This window comes from Arthrobacter sp. Y3223166 (genome assembly GCF_059090935.1).
The window spans coordinates 43,124-58,231 of sequence record NZ_JBNHGE010000005.1; the positions used below are offsets into that span (position 1 = coordinate 43,124).

Below are 15,108 nucleotides of genomic sequence, written 5' to 3' on the forward strand. Positions count from 1 at the left end.
CGACGCCGGTCGGGGCGTCGAAGAGCTCGACGGACCGGCCGGACACGACCGAGGCGGGCGTCCCATCGGGGCGCCGAAGAGCTCGACGCATCGGACCGACACGACCGAGGCGCGACGTCCCATCGGGCGCCAAAGAGGTCGACGCACCGGACCGACACAACCGAGGCGGGCGTCCGGCCGGAATAGCTCCGGCAGGACACCCGCCTCGGTGTTGAGTCAGCTGGGGTTACTCCAGCACAACCTTGGTGGCTTAGACGCCGGCCTTGACGGCGTCGTCGGTGGAAACTCCGCGGCGCTTGTCGAAGACGGTGGCCCCGACTTCCTGCTCGGCCTGGTTGTTGATCGACAGATCGATGCCGGGGCGGTCGCGCAGGATCAGCACAGCGATGATGGAGATGATCGTCATGCCGAACAGGTACGCCGAGACGGAGCTGCTGGTCCCGGTGGAATTGATCAGTGCCTGGGCGATGGTTGGGGCGAACGCGCCGCCGAGAATCGCGCCCAGTGCGTAGGCGATCGAGACACCCGAGTATCGCACGGAGGCCGGGAAGATCTCGCTGTACCAGGCCGCCTGCGGGCCGTAGCTCAAGCCCAGGCCGAAACTGAACAGCGCCAGCGCCAGGTACAGCATGCCCAGCGAACCGGTGTCGATCAGCCAGAACAGCGGGAAGACCGTCAGCAGCTGGGCGCCGAAACCAATCAGGTACGTGCGCTTGCGACCGATCTTGTCGGCCATGATGCCGGCCAGGGCGGTGAAGATGAACCACATGGCCGAGGCGAACGTGATGGCCAGCAGCACGTCGGTGCGCTCCATGCCCACTGCCTCGCTGGTGGCGTAGCTGGGGATGAACCCGCCGGTGGCCATGTAGCCGGCAGAGTTGTTGCCGGCGAAGATCAGTGCGGCCAGGATGACCAGCAGCCAGTGCTTGCGGAACAGTTCCACGATGGGGACCTTCTGCTGCTGCTTCTTGTCGGCAATCTCCTTGAACACCGGGGACTCGTCCACCGAGCGGCGAACCATGTAGCCGATGGCGATCAACACGACGCTAAGCAGGAACGGGATGCGCCAGCCCCACTCAAGGAAGGCCTCGCCGGGGGAGATCACGCCGGTCATCAAAGTCATGACGCCCGAAGCGAGCAGCATGCCGAGCGGAACACCCAACTGGGGGAAGGACCCTGCACGGCCGCGGCGGTCACGCGGGGCGTGCTCCACGGCCATCAGGACGGCTCCGCCCCATTCGCCGCCGGCGGAGATGCCCTGCAGGATGCGCAGCGAGAGCAGCAGCACCGGGGCCAGGATTCCGGCCGTCTCGTAGGTGGGCAGGATGCCGATCAGCGTCGTCGCTGCTCCCATCATCATCAGCGTGATGACCAGCATGGCGCGGCGGCCGAGCTTGTCGCCGTAGTGTCCGGCCAGGAAGGCGCCAAGCGGCCGGAACAGGAAGCTGATGCCAACGGAGGCGAAGGCAAGGAGCAGCCCGATGGATTCGCCGGCCGGCTCGAAGAACAGGTGCGCGAAGACCAGGCCCGCTGCCGTGGCGTAGATGAAGAAGTCGTACCACTCGATGGTGGTGCCGATGATGGTGGCAAACGCGACGCGACGCTGATTGGCGGCGGACGATTGCCCGGAAACTGTAGTGCTCATAGTTGTCCTCTTGGGTCGGTCACACCGAGGAGGCCGGCGCGACCAGATGGGTGGAGCTTAGGCGGGCGGGAACAACGAGGCCGGGGTTTTCGGCCCGGGTCGTGTGGTTCCGCCGCCGGGTCTGCTTGGCAGCCCGGCGATGCCCGCCGGTTGGGATCAGCCACCATTCGGGGCAGAACGTTGAACGTGACAACCATTGTGACACGCCTCGCAATCCTCGGTAAACTTCAGATAAGCGGCGAACTTCTTTGATTGGACTGAAGTATTGTGGTCGATTTCACTTTGCGACAGCTTCAACTCTTCGCTGCCCTCCCGGACCATCCGACACTGAGCTCGGCTGCCGCCAGCCTGAACATCTCGGAGTCCGCGCTGTCGCAGGCCATCACGGCCCTCGAACGGGCCGCGGGTGAGCAGCTCTGCGTGCGGCGAAAGGCTCGCGGCCTCCAGCTGACGCCGTCGGGCCAGTTCTTCGCGCAACGGGCCCGACTGCTGCTGCGCGATGCGGAAGCACTGATCAGCGACCTCTCAGGCGCAGCCGGCGAACTGAAGGGACCGGTGCGGTTGGGGTGCTTCGCGAGCTTCGCCAGCAGCGTCCTGCCCTCGGTGCTCGATCGCCTGCCCGAACAGTATCCGGGCATCAGCGTGGACGTCACGGTCGGCTCCCACGACGACCTGCTGCCCGCCCTGGACGCCGGGCTGCTGGACCTGGCCATGGTCTACGACATGGAGCTCCCCGCCGGGTACAGCCAGCGCACCATCTATCAGACCGAGTTGCAGGCGGTGCTGCCGCCGGAACATCCCTTGGCCGGGCAGTCAACGGTGGATTTGGCGGACCTCGCCGCCGAACCCCTCATCATGTACGAGTCGAGTCCGAGCACGGCGAACACGTATCGCGTCTTTGAGGAACGCGGCCTGCGCCCGTACGTCGCCACGTCCATGCCGCAGGCGGTGCTGGTGCAGGCACTCGTCGGGCGGGGGCTGGGGTACGCGCTGCTGATGTCACGGCCGGCCGCCCCGGCCGTGACGGTCGAAGGCCGGCCGGTCGCGGTGCGGCCGCTATTGCCGCCCGTATCGCAGACGACCATGTGTGCGATCTGGCCGGACACCATGGTCCTCAGTCCCAGGGCCGAGGCGGTGTTGGGCCATGCCGTGCAGGCACTGGGCAGCGGCGGAGGCACCTGACCCTGCCGCCGCGCGCAACCTGACCCGCCGCGCGCAATCTGACCTGCCACCACCTGACCCGCCGACACAACCTGACCTACCACTTGACCCGCCGACACAACCTGACCCGCTGCCGCTGCCGCTGCCGCTGCCGCTGCCTGCCGCACCGGCGCTGTTGCTAGAGCGCCGCCGGCTGCAGTTTTGAGTGTGCCTTGAGGTCGAAGGCGGGGTCGGCGGCCTGTTCGGGGGTGAGGGTGGCGCCGGCGGCGAGGAGGCGGCGGGCGGCCATGTGGTCCGCGGGCTGGTTGACGGATTCGACGGCGGCGAGGGCGCCGTTGCGGAAGCAGAAGACGGAGAACTTTTCGTCGGCGGGGTCGCCGCGGAGAACTACCTCGTCGCCCGGGGCGACCAGGCCGGCGATCTGCAGGCGCAGCGGCCCCTGGTTGGACCAGAACCAGGGCAGATCCGCGTAGCCGCCAGACCCGGTGCCCAGGATGGCGCGGGCGGCGTGCCGGGCCTGGTCGGTGGCGTTCTGCACGGATTCGAGCCGGGTGCGGGCGCCGGCGTGGGGGTTGGGGAAGGACGCGCAGTCGCCGATGGCGTAGATGTCCGGGTCGGAGGTGCGCAGGGTGGCGTCGACGGTGATGCCGTTGTCCACCTCAAGGCCGGCGGCCGAGGCGAGTTCGGTGCGCGGGATGACGCCGACACCGACCAGGACCAGGTCCGCGGGGTAGCGTTCGCCGGTGGTGCTGATGGCGGCGGCGACGTGGCCGGTCTCGTCGGCGTCGAAGGAGGCGATGCCTTCGCCGAGGCGCAGGTTTACGCCGAGGCGCCGGTGGGCGTCGGCGAAGAACGCGCTCATGGTGGGGGTCAGGGCCCGGCTCATGGGCCGGTCGGCGTACTCGAGGACGGTGACGCCCAGGCCGCGGGCGCGGGCGGCGGCGGCGAACTCCAGGCCGATGAAGCCGGCGCCGATGACGACGACGGAGCCCACGGTGTCCAGGCGGGCGTGCAGGGTCTGGGCGTCGGTGAGGGTGCGCAGGCCGTGGATGCCGGCCAGGCCGGCGCCGGGGACGGCCAGTTCGCGGTTGGCGGCCCCGGTGGCGAGCACCAGCTTCGTGTAGGACAGGGTGGTGCCGTCGTCGAGGGTGACGGTCCTGGCGGCCCGGTCGATGGTGGTGGCGCGCACGCCGAGGCGGGCGTCGACGTCGTTGGTGGTGAAGAATTTTTCCGGGCGCAGCGGCAGCGGGGCCGGGGTCTTTCCGGCGGCGAGGTAGTCCTTGGACAGCGGGGGCCGCTGGTAGGGGTGGTGCGGCTCGTCGCCGAGCAGGGTGATGGGACCGGTGTGGCCTTCCTTGCGCAGCGAATCCACCAGCTGGATGCCGGCCTGGCCGTTGCCAACAATGACGATGTTTTCCGGGCTGTTCATGGAGGGCCTTTCGGTGCGGGACGTGCAGGCGGGCGCAACGGCCCGGTTACCCCTGCTCGTCGGGGATGTCGACTTCGAGTTCGTCGAAGTGGTCGCCGGCGGTGAGTTGGCACCCAGGCGGCTGCGGGCCGTGTCGCGGGGAGCTGCGGTGCCTTGATCCTAGGACCGCACCCGGCCGTCGCGGTGGTTCGCCGTGGCGGCTTCGGTCAGCATTGGTTGCGGGCCGCTCACACAGGCCGCGGCGCCGGGCAACACGGCGGCCGCCGCAGCGGCCGCCGTTGGCCGGACGGCTCAGATCTGGTCGTCGGGGACGTCGACTTCGATCTGTTCGAGGCCGTCGCCGACCGTGATCTGGCAGCCGAGCCGGCTGCGGGTTTCGACGCGGGGGCCGGCGGTGCAGTCGAGCATTTCGTCTTCGTCGTCGCCGATTTCGGGCAGGCCGTCGAGGTATTCGGGGCGGACGTAGACGTGGCAGGTGGCGCACATGGCCTGGCCGCCGCATTCGCCGACGATGCCGTCGACGCCGTTGGTCACGGCGGCGCGCATCAGGGAGGTGCCGGGGTCGACGTCGAGCACGTCAACGTTGCCGTCAGAGTGGTGGAAGCTGATCTTTGCCATGGGAAATTGTCCTTGCTGTGGGCGCTGGTTTGGGTGGACGGAAGGGTGCGCGGGCCGGTCTTAGCCCCAGAGCACCGGGAATTTGGTCATGCCGCGGAAGACCCAGCCGGCGTCGACCGGGGCGTTCTCCGGATCCAGGCGGAGGTTCGGCAGTTCGCGGAAAACCTGCGGCATGGCAATGTGTGCCACCGAAGCGCGTGCCACCCAGGCGCCTGCGCAGAAGTGGTTGCCGCCGCCGAATGCCAGGTGCGGCTTCTTTTCCCGGTTGATGTTAAAGGATTCGGGGTCCTCGAACACCGCCGGGTCGCGGTTGGCTGCGCCGACAACGATGCCCAGCCGCGCACCGGCCGGCAGTTGCATGCCTTCCACGACGGTGTCGCGCGTGACCTCCCGCGGGTACATGCCGATGGGTGCGACCCAGCGCACGGACTCCTCGAAGGCGCGCGCGTAGAGGGATTCGTCAGCGAGCACCTGGGCCAACTGCTCCGGGTTGGCCAGCAGCGCCCACACGGTGGTGCCAAGGACGTCGCGCGGTTCGTTGAGGCCGCCGCCGATGGTCATCTTCATGTTCGCCCGGATGGCCTCGAGCGGGATCGGCATGGAGGTGAGCCCGGACAGCAGGCTGGCATCCGGATTCTTGCGCAGGTAGGGCAGGATTTCATCGATCGCGTCGTCGACTTCGTTGTACGACTGCTCCGACTTGCTCCAGACGTCCGGGTCGTCCGCGTAGTTGCCGGTGCCGTCGATCATGGTCTGCGACCAACGTTGCATGTCTTCCTGGGTGGCATTATGGAAGCCCATGATCAGCCGCAGGTTTTCCGCGGCGTAGGGAGCGGCATACTCCCAGACAAAGTCGGCGCCCGGGCCGGCCGCCTTCAACTGCGCCAGGTATTTGTCGCTGTTGGCCTGGAAGATGGCGTTCCAGTGCTCCTTGATGGCTTTGGGCCGCAGCACGTTCCCGTAGGATTTCCGGTCCACCTCATGCTCCGGGTCGTCCTTGCGCAGCATCGAGTGGCCCATGGCCCGCTTCATGAGCGAGTTGGTCTCGTTGGCGGAAAAACGCTCCTGGTCCTGCTCGATCACGTGGCAGGCCTGGTAGCTGGTAACCATGTACCGGTTGACGGCGGGCACCCAGTGCACGGGCGCTTCGGCCCGCAGCTTCTGATAGATCGGATACGGGTTCCGGTAGAGATCCGGGATGGTGACCCAGTCCGCGTTGGGAACCGGGCGGGCTTCGGTGGCGGCGGTCATTCTCGCTCTCCTCGTCGTGTTGGTCCGGAAACGGGTTGCCGGATCCTTGCCGGCGGGCCTCGCACCGTACCCGGCGTGAGGTGTGTCTCCCACGAGTGTGACAGCAGGCATATCCGCCGGTAAAGTGCATAAAGAGGGGAAATATCCCCCGAAAAGCTTTGGTTATATCCCTGCGGCGCAGGAGGCGCTTTGGTCCGGTACACGCTGCGGCAGCTGGCGTACTTTGTCGCAGTGGCAGAGGCCGGCACGATTGCCGCCGCCGCCGACGAACTCCATGTCTCACAGACGGCAGTGGCCGCGGCAGTGAAGGAACTGGAGCGTATTTTCGGCACGCAGCTCACGGTCCGCCGCAAGGCACACGGCGTCAGCCTGACACCTGCAGGCCGGCAACTGCACGCCCGCGCCTCAACCTTCCTGCGGGAGGCGGAGGAGCTGGAGCTGAGCACCAGCAGCTGCGGGGGAGAGCTGGCCGGCCCGCTGGTGGTGGGCTGCTATCTGACGTTGGCGCCGACTGTTCTGCCCGGGCTGCTGGAGCGTTTCGCCGCCGAGCATCCCAAGGTGCAGTTGGACTTCGTCGAAGGCACCCAGGATGCCGTGCAGGACAAGCTGTTCACGGGAGAGCTGGACCTGGCCATCGTCTACGACATGGACCTGCGGCCGGGACTGGAGTCGGTGCAGCTGGGCGCCATGCATGCCTACGCGCTATTGCCGGCCGACCACCGGCTGGCCGGCCGGGAGGCGGTGAGCCTGGCCGACCTGGCCGAGGAGCCAATGATCCTGCTCGATGCACCGCCGAGCAGCCATCACACGATGTCGGTGTTCCGTGACGCTTCCGTCGTGCCGAAAATCAAGTACCGCACCACTGACTTCGAGCTGACCCGCTCGCTGGTCGGGCGGGGTATCGGCTACTCGGTCCTGGTGCAGCGGCCGTCCGGCGATGCCACCTATGAAGGCCGGACTTTCACCGCGTTGCCAATCGAGCCGGCGGTCCGCCCGGTTGGCGTGAAGATCGTCTGGCCCGAAGGGGTCAGGCTGACCGACCGGGCCGCGGAGGTGGTCAGGTATGCGGTCGAGGCCCATGCGCCCCGCCAGAGTGGCGGCTCTGGCCGATGAGTCGTCCCCGCCGGCCGCGGGGCCTCACCGCCGGCGGCGCCGCCGGGCGCAACCACCGGCGGCCGCGCCGGGGAGCTACCGCGGGCGGCCGCGGCGCCTCAGCTTGGTCAGGCACCGCTGCCAATCGGACACGCCGGGGGCTAAATCCCGATTGGCTTTCCTCAATCGCTAGTGTGATCTAGGCTATAGCAGTGCCTCAAACATCTCTCTCACACCGGTTGCCTCAGCGAACCTCCGCGGCCGTCATTTCCGCCCGGGACGTCGTGAAGACCTACGGCAATTTCAACGCCGTCGACGGTATCTCCTTCGAAGTCCCGGCGGGGGAGTCGTTCGGGCTGCTCGGCCCCAACGGTGCGGGCAAGTCCACGACGATGCGGATGATCGGCGGCGTGTCGCAGCGGACGTCCGGCGAACTGAGCATCATGGGCCTGGACCCGGACCGACACGGGCCGGAGGTGCGGGCGCATCTGGGCGTGGTGCCGCAGCAGGACAACCTGGACGAGGAACTGAAGGTCCGCGACAACCTGATCGTTTACGGCCGCTACTTCGGGCTGCCGTACTCCTACCTGCGGCCCAAGGCGGACGAACTGCTGGAGTTCGCGCAGCTGACGGACAAGGCCAAGGCGAAGGTCGATGCCCTCTCCGGCGGCATGAAACGGCGGCTGACCATCGCCCGTTCGCTGATGAACGATCCGAAGGTTCTGCTGCTCGACGAGCCGACCACCGGACTCGATCCGCAGGCGCGCCACATCCTCTGGGACCGGCTCTTCCGGCTCAAGGAAGCGGGCGTGACCCTGATCCTGACCACGCACTACATGGACGAGGCCGAGCAGCTCTGCGACCGACTCATCGTGGTGGACAAGGGAAAGATCATGGCGGAAGGGTCGCCGGCAGCCCTGATCCGCGAACATTCCACCCGAGAGGTCCTCGAGCTTCGGTTCGGTTCCGAGCGGAATACCACCGTGGCCCCGGAGCTCGCCGGCATCGGGGAGCGGCTGGAAACGCTGCCGGACCGTGTGCTGGTCTATGCCGACGACGGCGAGGCGGCGCTCGAGCAGGTGTCCAACCGCGGCCTGCGCCCGATCACATCCCTGGTCCGGCGCTCCAGCCTGGAGGACGTCTTCCTCCGGCTGACCGGCAGGAGCCTCATTGACTGAGCAACAGCCCCCGCAGGTGCCGGGCGGGCAGGACATGGAGACCACGGCGCGCCCGGCCGAAGAAATCGCGGCGCACGGGTCCAAAGACACCACGGCGCGCGCGGTCCAAGAAACTCCGGTCCGCGCGGCCGAAGAATCACCGGCGCCCACGGCCCAAGAGTCCGGGCGGACCGCGACCGCTGCAGCCTCCGTGCCGGACGCCGCGGCCGCCGCGGGCTCGGTCGATGCGCGGGCCCCGGAGCAGCTGTCACTGCGGGAGATCGACGCGCTGACGCGGCCAGTCACCGGCCTGCGCTCGCCGCTGACCCCGCTGCAGTCGGCCGAGCGCGCCCGGAACTTCGGTTCCGTCTACTTCCTGGAGCATTGGCTGCGGCAGTTGCGCGGCTACGGCTGGACCGTCTTGATGACGGCGGTCGGCACGCCGCTGGTATACCTGTTTGCCATGGGCGTGGGGCTCGCCACGTTGGTGGACGCCAACACCAACGCCTCGCTCGACGCCGGAAACGGCCAGTCCGTGCCGTATCTGGTCTTCGTGGCGCCTGCCCTCCTGGCGACCGCCGCGATCATGGTGGCCAGCGAAGAGAACACGTACTCGGTGATGTCGGGGTTCCGATGGCGCAAGACCTACTACGGTCCCAACGCCTCGCCGCTGCAGAGCCACCAACTGGTCAACGGGCACTCGTTGGGCGTGCTGGCCCGCCTGCTGCTGACCACCGGCTTGTATTTCCTCTGCCTGGTCATCTTCGGCGCGGTGACCGAGGCCACCGCCTGGCTGATGGTCATCACGGCGGCCCTGGGCGGAATGGCCTTCGGGCTGCCGCTGATGGCGTACTCGGCCAGCATCGAAGAAGACCGCGGCCAGTTCGCGCTGGTGCAGCGGTTCATCGTGATGCCGCTGTTCCTCTTCTCCGGCACGTTCTTTCCGCTGGAGGCCATGCCGTTGGTGGTGCGCTGGATCGGATGGATCTCGCCGCTGTGGCATTCGACGGAGCTGGGCCGGGTGCTCAGCTACGGCTATGTTGAACCGGCCTGGCTGACCGTGCTGCACGTCGCCTACCTTGCCGTCCTCTGCGCGGCCGGCTGGGTCTTCGCGCGCCGCATCTATATCAGGAGGCTGGGCAAATGAGCCAGCACGTTCTCCCGCAGCCGCCGCGGCTCGAGCCGGCGCGCCGCCCGTTTGGCTCGCTCTATGCCGGCAACGTGCGGGCGGTCTTCGCCCGCGGCGTCAAGGCGACCTGGGGAACCAACTGGGCGATCATGGTTAGCGGCTTCGTCGAGCCGGTCCTCTACCTGGTGGCGATGGGGATCGGACTGGGCTCGCTGATCGGCACGATAAGCGGCCCCGGCGGAACCGAGATCGGTTATGCGAACTACATTGCGCCGGCGCTGCTGGCCGTCTCGGCGATGAACGGCGCGGTGTACGACTCCACCTGGAACGTCTTCTTCAAACTGAACTTTGCCAAGCTCTACGAAGGCATGTTGTACACCTCTTTGGGACCGCTGGACGTGGCGCTCGGCGAGATCCTGCTGGCGCTGATGCGAGGAGCGCTCTACGCCACCGGCTTCACCGCGGTGATGGGGGCGATGGGGTTGATCACCTCGCCCTGGGCGCTGTTGATGATCCCCGCAGCCGTGGTGGTGGCCTTCGGCTTCGCTTCCTTCGGCATGGCGATCACCAGCTACATGAAAACGTTCCAGCAGATGGACTGGATCAACTTCATCATGCTCCCGATGTTCCTGTTCTCTGCGACTTTCTATCCGCTCAGCGTCTACCCGGAGCCGATCCAGTGGCTGATCCAGGCATTCCCGCTCTGGCACGGCGTGGAACTGCTGCGCCAGCTCAGCGTCGGCGCCTTCACCGCCGCCACCTGGATCCACGTGGCGTACTTCCTGGTCATGATCGTGCTCGGGCTGATCCTGACCACTGGCAGGCTGCGCAAGCTCTTCCTGAACTGACCGCGGACCGACGTGCGGCGGGCGGGCTGCCGCCTTTGTCCTTGCCACACCCTTGCTGCCCATCAATGATGGAGACACCGTCCAAAGGCCCGAACCAAGTAAGGAGCTGGCACATGATCGGCACGTGGCAGGCACTGGTCATCGATTGTCCGGACAGCGATGTACTGGCCACCTTTTACGAGGAGCTGCTGGGCATGATCCGGGTCCAACAGGACGACGACGGCTGGATCAGCATCGGGGATTCCCCGGACCGGCCGGCCATCGCCTTCCAGCAGGTCCGGGATTTCGAGCCACCCCAGTGGCCGGGACAGGAGCATCCCCAGCAGATGCATGTTGACGTCAGGGTCCGGGACCTGGACATCGCCGAAGGACTGGTACTCCAGCTGGGAGCCACGAGCATGGACTCGGGCACCGAGACCTTCAGGGTGTACCTGGACCCGGCCGGGCACCCGTTCTGCCTGGTGCAGTGGTAGCGCGCTGAGCCGTGGGCGGACACGGCGCACGCAGGCGCGCGGATTTGAGAGAATAGGCCCATGCGATCAATTGGTCCCGAGTCTTCCGTTTCATCCACCGCCCGCCAGCTGCCGTTCAAGGCCGGCAACATCAGTCTGGCAGTGCTGGTGCTTGTCTTCCTGGTCGCGGTGATCTTTGCCGCCAATGAGAACGACGTCATCGGCTGGATCGTCGTCGCGGTGTCGCTGGCATGGCTGGCCCTGGCCGCCTTCGTGGTGTTCAGCGTCCGCGGTGCCACCCGCAAGGCGAAGGAGAAGCTGGCCAACGTGCAGGCCGAATATGCCGGGCGGGTCAACCCCGCTCCCGGCGGCGGTACCGCCCTCGTCGAGGAAGAAATCTCCAGGGCGAATGCCGTGCGGGACGAAAAGCTGGACCACAGCTTCAAGATCATCCAGGTGCAGGCCAAGGTGATCCGCGACTACCGCGGCAAAGACGAGGGCATGGTTGACCGGGCGCTGGAAACGGTGGAGATCACGGCCCACAACGGCCGCGGCATGATCCGCAAGGAAGACGGCGGCGGAACGGTCAGCGGCACAGTTGTTGGCTGAACTGAAGGGTTGGGTAAGGTAGTCGGGTGACTTTGGCAACCGTTTCCACCGCACCGACCACCTCCCGCGACGCCGCCGGCGGACTGATCCAGGCAGGCAAGACACTGCGGATTGCCAGCGTCAACGTCAATGGCATCCGCGCCGCCTACAAGCGCGGGATGGCCGACTGGCTGGCCGTCCGGGACGTGGACATCCTCTGCCTGCAGGAGGTGCGCGCACCGGACGCGGTAGTACGTGAGCTGCTGGGCAGCGACTGGCACATTCTGCATGCCGAAGCCGAGGCCAAGGGCCGCGCCGGTGTCGCCATTGCCTCCCGCGTGGAGCCCACTGCCACCCGCAGCCACATCGGCGATGAGTACTTTCTCTCCGCCGGCCGCTGGGTGGAGGCCGACTTTGCGGTGGACGGCATCGACGGCGAAAAGACCCTGACGGTGGTGAGCGCCTACGTCCATTCCGGCGAGGTGGACACCCCCAAGCAGGTGGACAAGTACCGTTTCCTGGACGCCATGTGCCACCGCCTGCCGCAGCTGAAGGCCGAGCGGGACTACGCGCTGGTCGTCGGCGACCTGAACGTGGGCCACACCGAGCTGGACATCAAGAACTGGAAGGGCAACGTCAAGCGTGCCGGCTTCCTGCCCGAGGAACGGGCCTACTTCGACCGCTTCTTCGGCGAGGAGATCGGTTGGCGCGATGTGCACCGGTCGCTGGCCGGGGATGTCAGCGGTCCCTACACCTGGTGGTCCTGGCGCGGCCAGGCCTTCGACAACGACTCCGGCTGGCGCATCGATTACCAGGTGGCCACCCCGTCGCTGGCCGATCTCGCGACGACCGCCGCCGTCGACCGTGCCGCCACCTACGACGCCCGATTCTCCGACCACGCACCGCTGGTCGTCGACTACCAGTTCTAGGAAGCATCCCGATGAGCACAGGAACCACAGAACCGACAGACACCGCCGTGCGGGCCGCCGGGCAGGCGGGCCGGCCGCAGGCCGAGCGTCCGCGGCTGCTCTCCGGCATGCAGCCGTCCGCCGACTCCCTGCACCTGGGCAACTACCTGGGGGCACTCGTGAATTGGGTCAAGCTGCAGGACGAGTACGAAACCTTCTACTTCATCCCCGACCTGCACGCCATCACCGTTGACTACGATCCGAAGGATCTCGCCCACCGCACCAGGGTCACCTGCGCGCAGTACATCGCCGGCGGCATCGACGTCGACCGCACCGCGCTCTTCGTCCAGTCCCACGTGCCGGAGCACGCCGAGCTGGCCTGGGTCCTGAACTGCGTGACAGGCTTCGGCGAGGCCTCCCGGATGACCCAGTTCAAGGACAAGACGCAGAAGAACGGTACCGACGCCGCGACCGTGGGGCTGTTCGCCTACCCGGTGCTGATGGCCGCGGACATCCTGCTGTACCGCCCCTACGGCGTGCCCGTCGGCGAGGACCAGCGCCAGCACCTGGAACTGGCGCGGAACCTCGCCCAGCGGTTCAACCACCGGTTCGGGGAAACTTTCGTGGTGCCCGAAGCGGTGATCCCCAAGGAGGGGGCGAAGATCTACGATCTCCAGCACCCCACAGCGAAAATGTCCAAGTCGGCCGAGTCGACCGCCGGCCTGATCAACATACTCGACAACCCGAAGCAGGCCGCCAAGAAGATCAAGTCTGCCGTCACCGACGACGGTACGGAAATCCGCTTCGACCGCGAGGCCAAGCCGGGCATCTCCAATCTGCTCACCATCTACTCCACGCTGTCGGGCAAGACCGTCGGGCAGCTTGAGCAGGAGTACCAGGGCAAGATGTACGGTCACCTGAAGGTCGATCTGGCCGAGGTGGTCGTCGAAACGCTCGCCCCGGTGCAGGCGCGGGCCCAGGAGCTGCTGGACGATCCGGCCGAACTGGACCGGCTGCTGGCGCGCGGGGCCCACAGGGCCCGTTCAATCGCATCGGCTACACTCGCTGATGTGTACTCCAAGGTAGGTTTCCTGCCCGCCGGAGGCGGGCGCTAGCCATGCGCCAGCAGGACCAGGACAGCATCGCCCGTGTGGAACACGACGGCGGTGCTGGCCGCGGTGCCCGGACGGCGGTCGGTTGCGTCGGCGTGGTTATCGGGGTCCCGGAGCCGATGGCCAGTGAGCTGCAGGGCTGGCGGGCCTCGTTCGGAGACCCGCTGGCCTCGGTGATACCGCCGCACATCACCCTGGTCACCACCACTCCGGTGCTCGACTGGGACGAGGCCGTCCAGCACGTCCGGGCCGTGGCCAGTTCGCAGTCCCCGTTCACCCTCTCCCTGCGCGGCACGGGCAGTTTCCGCCCCGTTTCGCCCGTGGTCTACCTGAGCATCGACGAGGGCTTCGACGAGTGCGTCGCGCTGCACCAAAAACTCCAGTCCGGGCCGCTGGAACGCGACCTCGAGTTCGGCTTCCACCCGCACGTGACCGTGGCGCACGACGTCAGCGAAGCCAGCATGGACTCGGCCGAAAGCAAGCTCGCTGATTATGACGCCGCATTCCGGGTCAGTAGCATGGGGCTCTACGAGCACGACGAGACTGGTGTGTGGATACTACGGGAAGAGTTGACCTTTGGCGCCGGACCAGCAGGAGCAGGCTGAGGCAACGCCGGATCCGCTGGAACGGCAGCAACTGCTGCTCGCCGCCGTAAGGCAGCGGCGGGAAGCAGGCCGTGCCAAGCGCGAAGAAGGCACACTGCAAAGCGTCCTGGCCGCGGCCAAGTACAGGCTGGCAACGCTCAACTCCCGGCGCCTGATGCGGGTCATGAATCTCTACGCCCTGAGGCACGGGTCGTTGCTGGCGGCCGGGTGTGCCTACAAGATGTTCTTCTCCGTGGCCGCGATGCTGGTGGCCGGTTTCTCCATCCTTGGCCTGGTGGTTTCCGGCAACCGCGACCTGCAGATGGCCATCATCCGGGTGGTGAACGACTTCATCCCGGGACTAATTGACACCGGAGACGGGGGCCTGGCCACACCCCAAGAGCTCTTCTCCCGCAGCGAGGCATTCGGGGTCAGCCTGATCATCTCTACCGTAGTCATGATCTGGACCTCGTTGGGCTGGATCGCCGGGCTGCGGACGGGGATGCGCGGCATCTTCGACCTGCCCCCGCTGGATACGAACGTCGTCCTGGTCAAGCTCAAGGACACCGGCACGCTGCTGATCGTGGGCGTGGCCTTGATCGTGACGTCGCTCGTAGCGGCCGTAGCCAATACCGCGTTGGACCTGATCGTGGAATTGCTCCGTATCGAAGGCGATGCCGTGGTTCCGCTGACCCGGATTGCCGGCATCGTGGTCATGCTGTTGCTGGATACGGCGGTTGCCGTGGTCCTTTTCCGCGTGGCGTCAGGGATCCGGATGCCACGCCCGGTGATGCTCCAGTCCGCCTTGCTAGCCGGCGTCGGCAGTACGGTCCTCAGGTACTTCTCCTCGACGCTCCTGGGCAACGCGGGCAGCAACCCGTTGCTGGCTTCTTACGCCGTCATCCTGGGTCTGTTCGTGTGGTTCTACCTGCTGAGCCAGGTCTACCTGATCGCCACCGCCTGGGGAGCGGTCGGCACGGCGGACGCGCTGGCCCGGCAGGCGGCCGGGGGAGGCCGGTCGCTGCGGCAGCGGGCGTGGAGCCTGCGCCGGCGGAGGCCCCTGCCGGAACCTTAAACACCGGTGGCGCCGACTCCCGGAAGGAATCGGCGCCACCAGGACCGCGCAGTCCCGAA

Annotated in this window: 15 protein-coding genes; 11 read left to right on the forward strand and 4 right to left on the reverse strand. The window is 67.1% G+C overall.

Annotation, left to right across the window (positions count from 1 at the left end):
- Positions 1–250: 250 nt before the first annotated feature.
- Positions 251–1,645 carry an MFS transporter gene (locus AC5RUH_RS04445; protein ID WP_494001507.1) on the reverse strand — a complete coding sequence of 465 codons (1,395 nt, stop codon included), beginning with the start codon at positions 1,643–1,645 and terminating at the stop codon, positions 251–253.
- 282 nt (positions 1,646–1,927) lie between these two features.
- Here AC5RUH_RS04445 and AC5RUH_RS04450 point away from each other — a divergent pair, with 282 nt between their 5' ends.
- Positions 1,928–2,827, forward strand: coding sequence for a LysR family transcriptional regulator (locus AC5RUH_RS04450; protein WP_494128005.1), 900 nt, complete (start codon positions 1,928–1,930; stop codon positions 2,825–2,827).
- A gap of 157 nt (positions 2,828–2,984) precedes the next feature.
- Here AC5RUH_RS04450 and AC5RUH_RS04455 read toward each other — a convergent pair whose 3' ends face one another.
- From AC5RUH_RS04455 to AC5RUH_RS04465, 3 genes are all read right to left on the reverse strand, one after another.
- Positions 2,985–4,235 (reverse strand): NAD(P)/FAD-dependent oxidoreductase, encoded by a 1,251-nt coding sequence (locus AC5RUH_RS04455; RefSeq protein WP_494128006.1) that lies wholly within the window; start codon positions 4,233–4,235, stop codon positions 2,985–2,987.
- A 291-nt stretch (positions 4,236–4,526) separates the two neighbouring features.
- Positions 4,527–4,853 (reverse strand): 2Fe-2S iron-sulfur cluster-binding protein, encoded by a 327-nt coding sequence (locus tag AC5RUH_RS04460; protein ID WP_494073554.1) that lies wholly within the window; start codon positions 4,851–4,853, stop codon positions 4,527–4,529.
- A 60-nt stretch (positions 4,854–4,913) separates the two neighbouring features.
- Complete coding sequence (locus AC5RUH_RS04465; protein ID WP_494128007.1) at positions 4,914–6,104, reverse strand: cytochrome P450; 1,191 nt, start codon at positions 6,102–6,104, stop codon at positions 4,914–4,916.
- 189 nt (positions 6,105–6,293) lie between these two features.
- On the opposite strand from AC5RUH_RS04465, the gene AC5RUH_RS04470 reads away from it, so the two are divergent.
- From AC5RUH_RS04470 to AC5RUH_RS04515, 10 genes are all read left to right on the forward strand, one after another.
- The gene (locus tag AC5RUH_RS04470; protein WP_494128008.1) at positions 6,294–7,217 is read left to right on the forward strand and encodes a LysR substrate-binding domain-containing protein; all 924 of its coding nucleotides are present in this window, start codon (positions 6,294–6,296) and stop codon (positions 7,215–7,217) included.
- A 218-nt stretch (positions 7,218–7,435) separates the two neighbouring features.
- Entirely contained in the window at positions 7,436–8,374 is a 939-nt protein-coding gene (locus AC5RUH_RS04475) for an ABC transporter ATP-binding protein (RefSeq protein ID WP_494023851.1), read from the forward strand.
- Positions 8,367–9,500 (forward strand): ABC transporter permease, encoded by a 1,134-nt coding sequence (locus AC5RUH_RS04480; RefSeq protein ID WP_494128009.1) that lies wholly within the window; start codon positions 8,367–8,369, stop codon positions 9,498–9,500. Before AC5RUH_RS04475 ends, AC5RUH_RS04480 begins: the two co-directional genes overlap by 8 nt.
- Positions 9,497–10,330: an ABC transporter permease gene (locus AC5RUH_RS04485; protein WP_494001500.1), complete on the forward strand. Its 834-nt coding sequence runs from the start codon at positions 9,497–9,499 to the stop codon at positions 10,328–10,330. The genes AC5RUH_RS04480 and AC5RUH_RS04485 overlap by 4 nt, the downstream gene beginning before the upstream one ends.
- A 113-nt stretch (positions 10,331–10,443) precedes the next feature.
- Positions 10,444–10,803: a VOC family protein gene (locus AC5RUH_RS04490; protein WP_494128010.1), complete on the forward strand. Its 360-nt coding sequence runs from the start codon at positions 10,444–10,446 to the stop codon at positions 10,801–10,803.
- Between the two features lie 60 nt (positions 10,804–10,863).
- Complete coding sequence (locus tag AC5RUH_RS04495; protein ID WP_494128011.1) at positions 10,864–11,391, forward strand: hypothetical protein; 528 nt, start codon at positions 10,864–10,866, stop codon at positions 11,389–11,391.
- 83 nt (positions 11,392–11,474) lie between these two features.
- Positions 11,475–12,299, forward strand: a complete 825-nt coding sequence (locus tag AC5RUH_RS04500; RefSeq protein ID WP_494001872.1) for an exodeoxyribonuclease III — start codon at positions 11,475–11,477, stop codon at positions 12,297–12,299.
- A gap of 11 nt (positions 12,300–12,310) precedes the next feature.
- A complete protein-coding gene (gene trpS / locus AC5RUH_RS04505) occupies positions 12,311–13,393 on the forward strand; it encodes a tryptophan--tRNA ligase (protein WP_494128012.1) in 1,083 nt (360 codons plus the stop codon).
- A 2-nt stretch (positions 13,394–13,395) separates the two neighbouring features.
- Complete coding sequence (locus AC5RUH_RS04510) at positions 13,396–13,995, forward strand: 2'-5' RNA ligase family protein (RefSeq protein WP_494128013.1); 600 nt, start codon at positions 13,396–13,398, stop codon at positions 13,993–13,995.
- On the forward strand, positions 13,967–15,049 hold the full coding sequence (locus AC5RUH_RS04515) for a YihY/virulence factor BrkB family protein (protein ID WP_494128014.1): 1,083 nt from the start codon (positions 13,967–13,969) through the stop codon (positions 15,047–15,049). Before AC5RUH_RS04510 ends, AC5RUH_RS04515 begins: the two co-directional genes overlap by 29 nt.
- Positions 15,050–15,108 lie beyond the last annotated feature (59 nt).

Excerpts from the sequence above, each read along its gene's own strand:
- trpS (WP_494128012.1), top strand. The coding sequence starts at position 12,311 with ATGAGCACAGGAACCACAGAACCGACAGACACCGCCGTGCGGGCCGCC.
- AC5RUH_RS04485 (WP_494001500.1), top strand. The coding sequence starts at position 9,497 with ATGAGCCAGCACGTTCTCCCGCAGCCGCCGCGGCTCGAGCCGGCGCGC.
- AC5RUH_RS04455 (WP_494128006.1), bottom strand. The coding sequence starts at position 4,235 with ATGAACAGCCCGGAAAACATCGTCATTGTTGGCAACGGCCAGGCCGGC.
- AC5RUH_RS04465 (WP_494128007.1), bottom strand. The coding sequence starts at position 6,104 with ATGACCGCCGCCACCGAAGCCCGCCCGGTTCCCAACGCGGACTGGGTC.
- AC5RUH_RS04510 (WP_494128013.1), top strand. The coding sequence starts at position 13,396 with ATGCGCCAGCAGGACCAGGACAGCATCGCCCGTGTGGAACACGACGGC.
- AC5RUH_RS04445 (WP_494001507.1), bottom strand. The coding sequence starts at position 1,645 with ATGAGCACTACAGTTTCCGGGCAATCGTCCGCCGCCAATCAGCGTCGC.
- AC5RUH_RS04490 (WP_494128010.1), top strand. The coding sequence starts at position 10,444 with ATGATCGGCACGTGGCAGGCACTGGTCATCGATTGTCCGGACAGCGAT.
- AC5RUH_RS04460 (WP_494073554.1), bottom strand. The coding sequence starts at position 4,853 with ATGGCAAAGATCAGCTTCCACCACTCTGACGGCAACGTTGACGTGCTC.
- AC5RUH_RS04495 (WP_494128011.1), top strand. The coding sequence starts at position 10,864 with ATGCGATCAATTGGTCCCGAGTCTTCCGTTTCATCCACCGCCCGCCAG.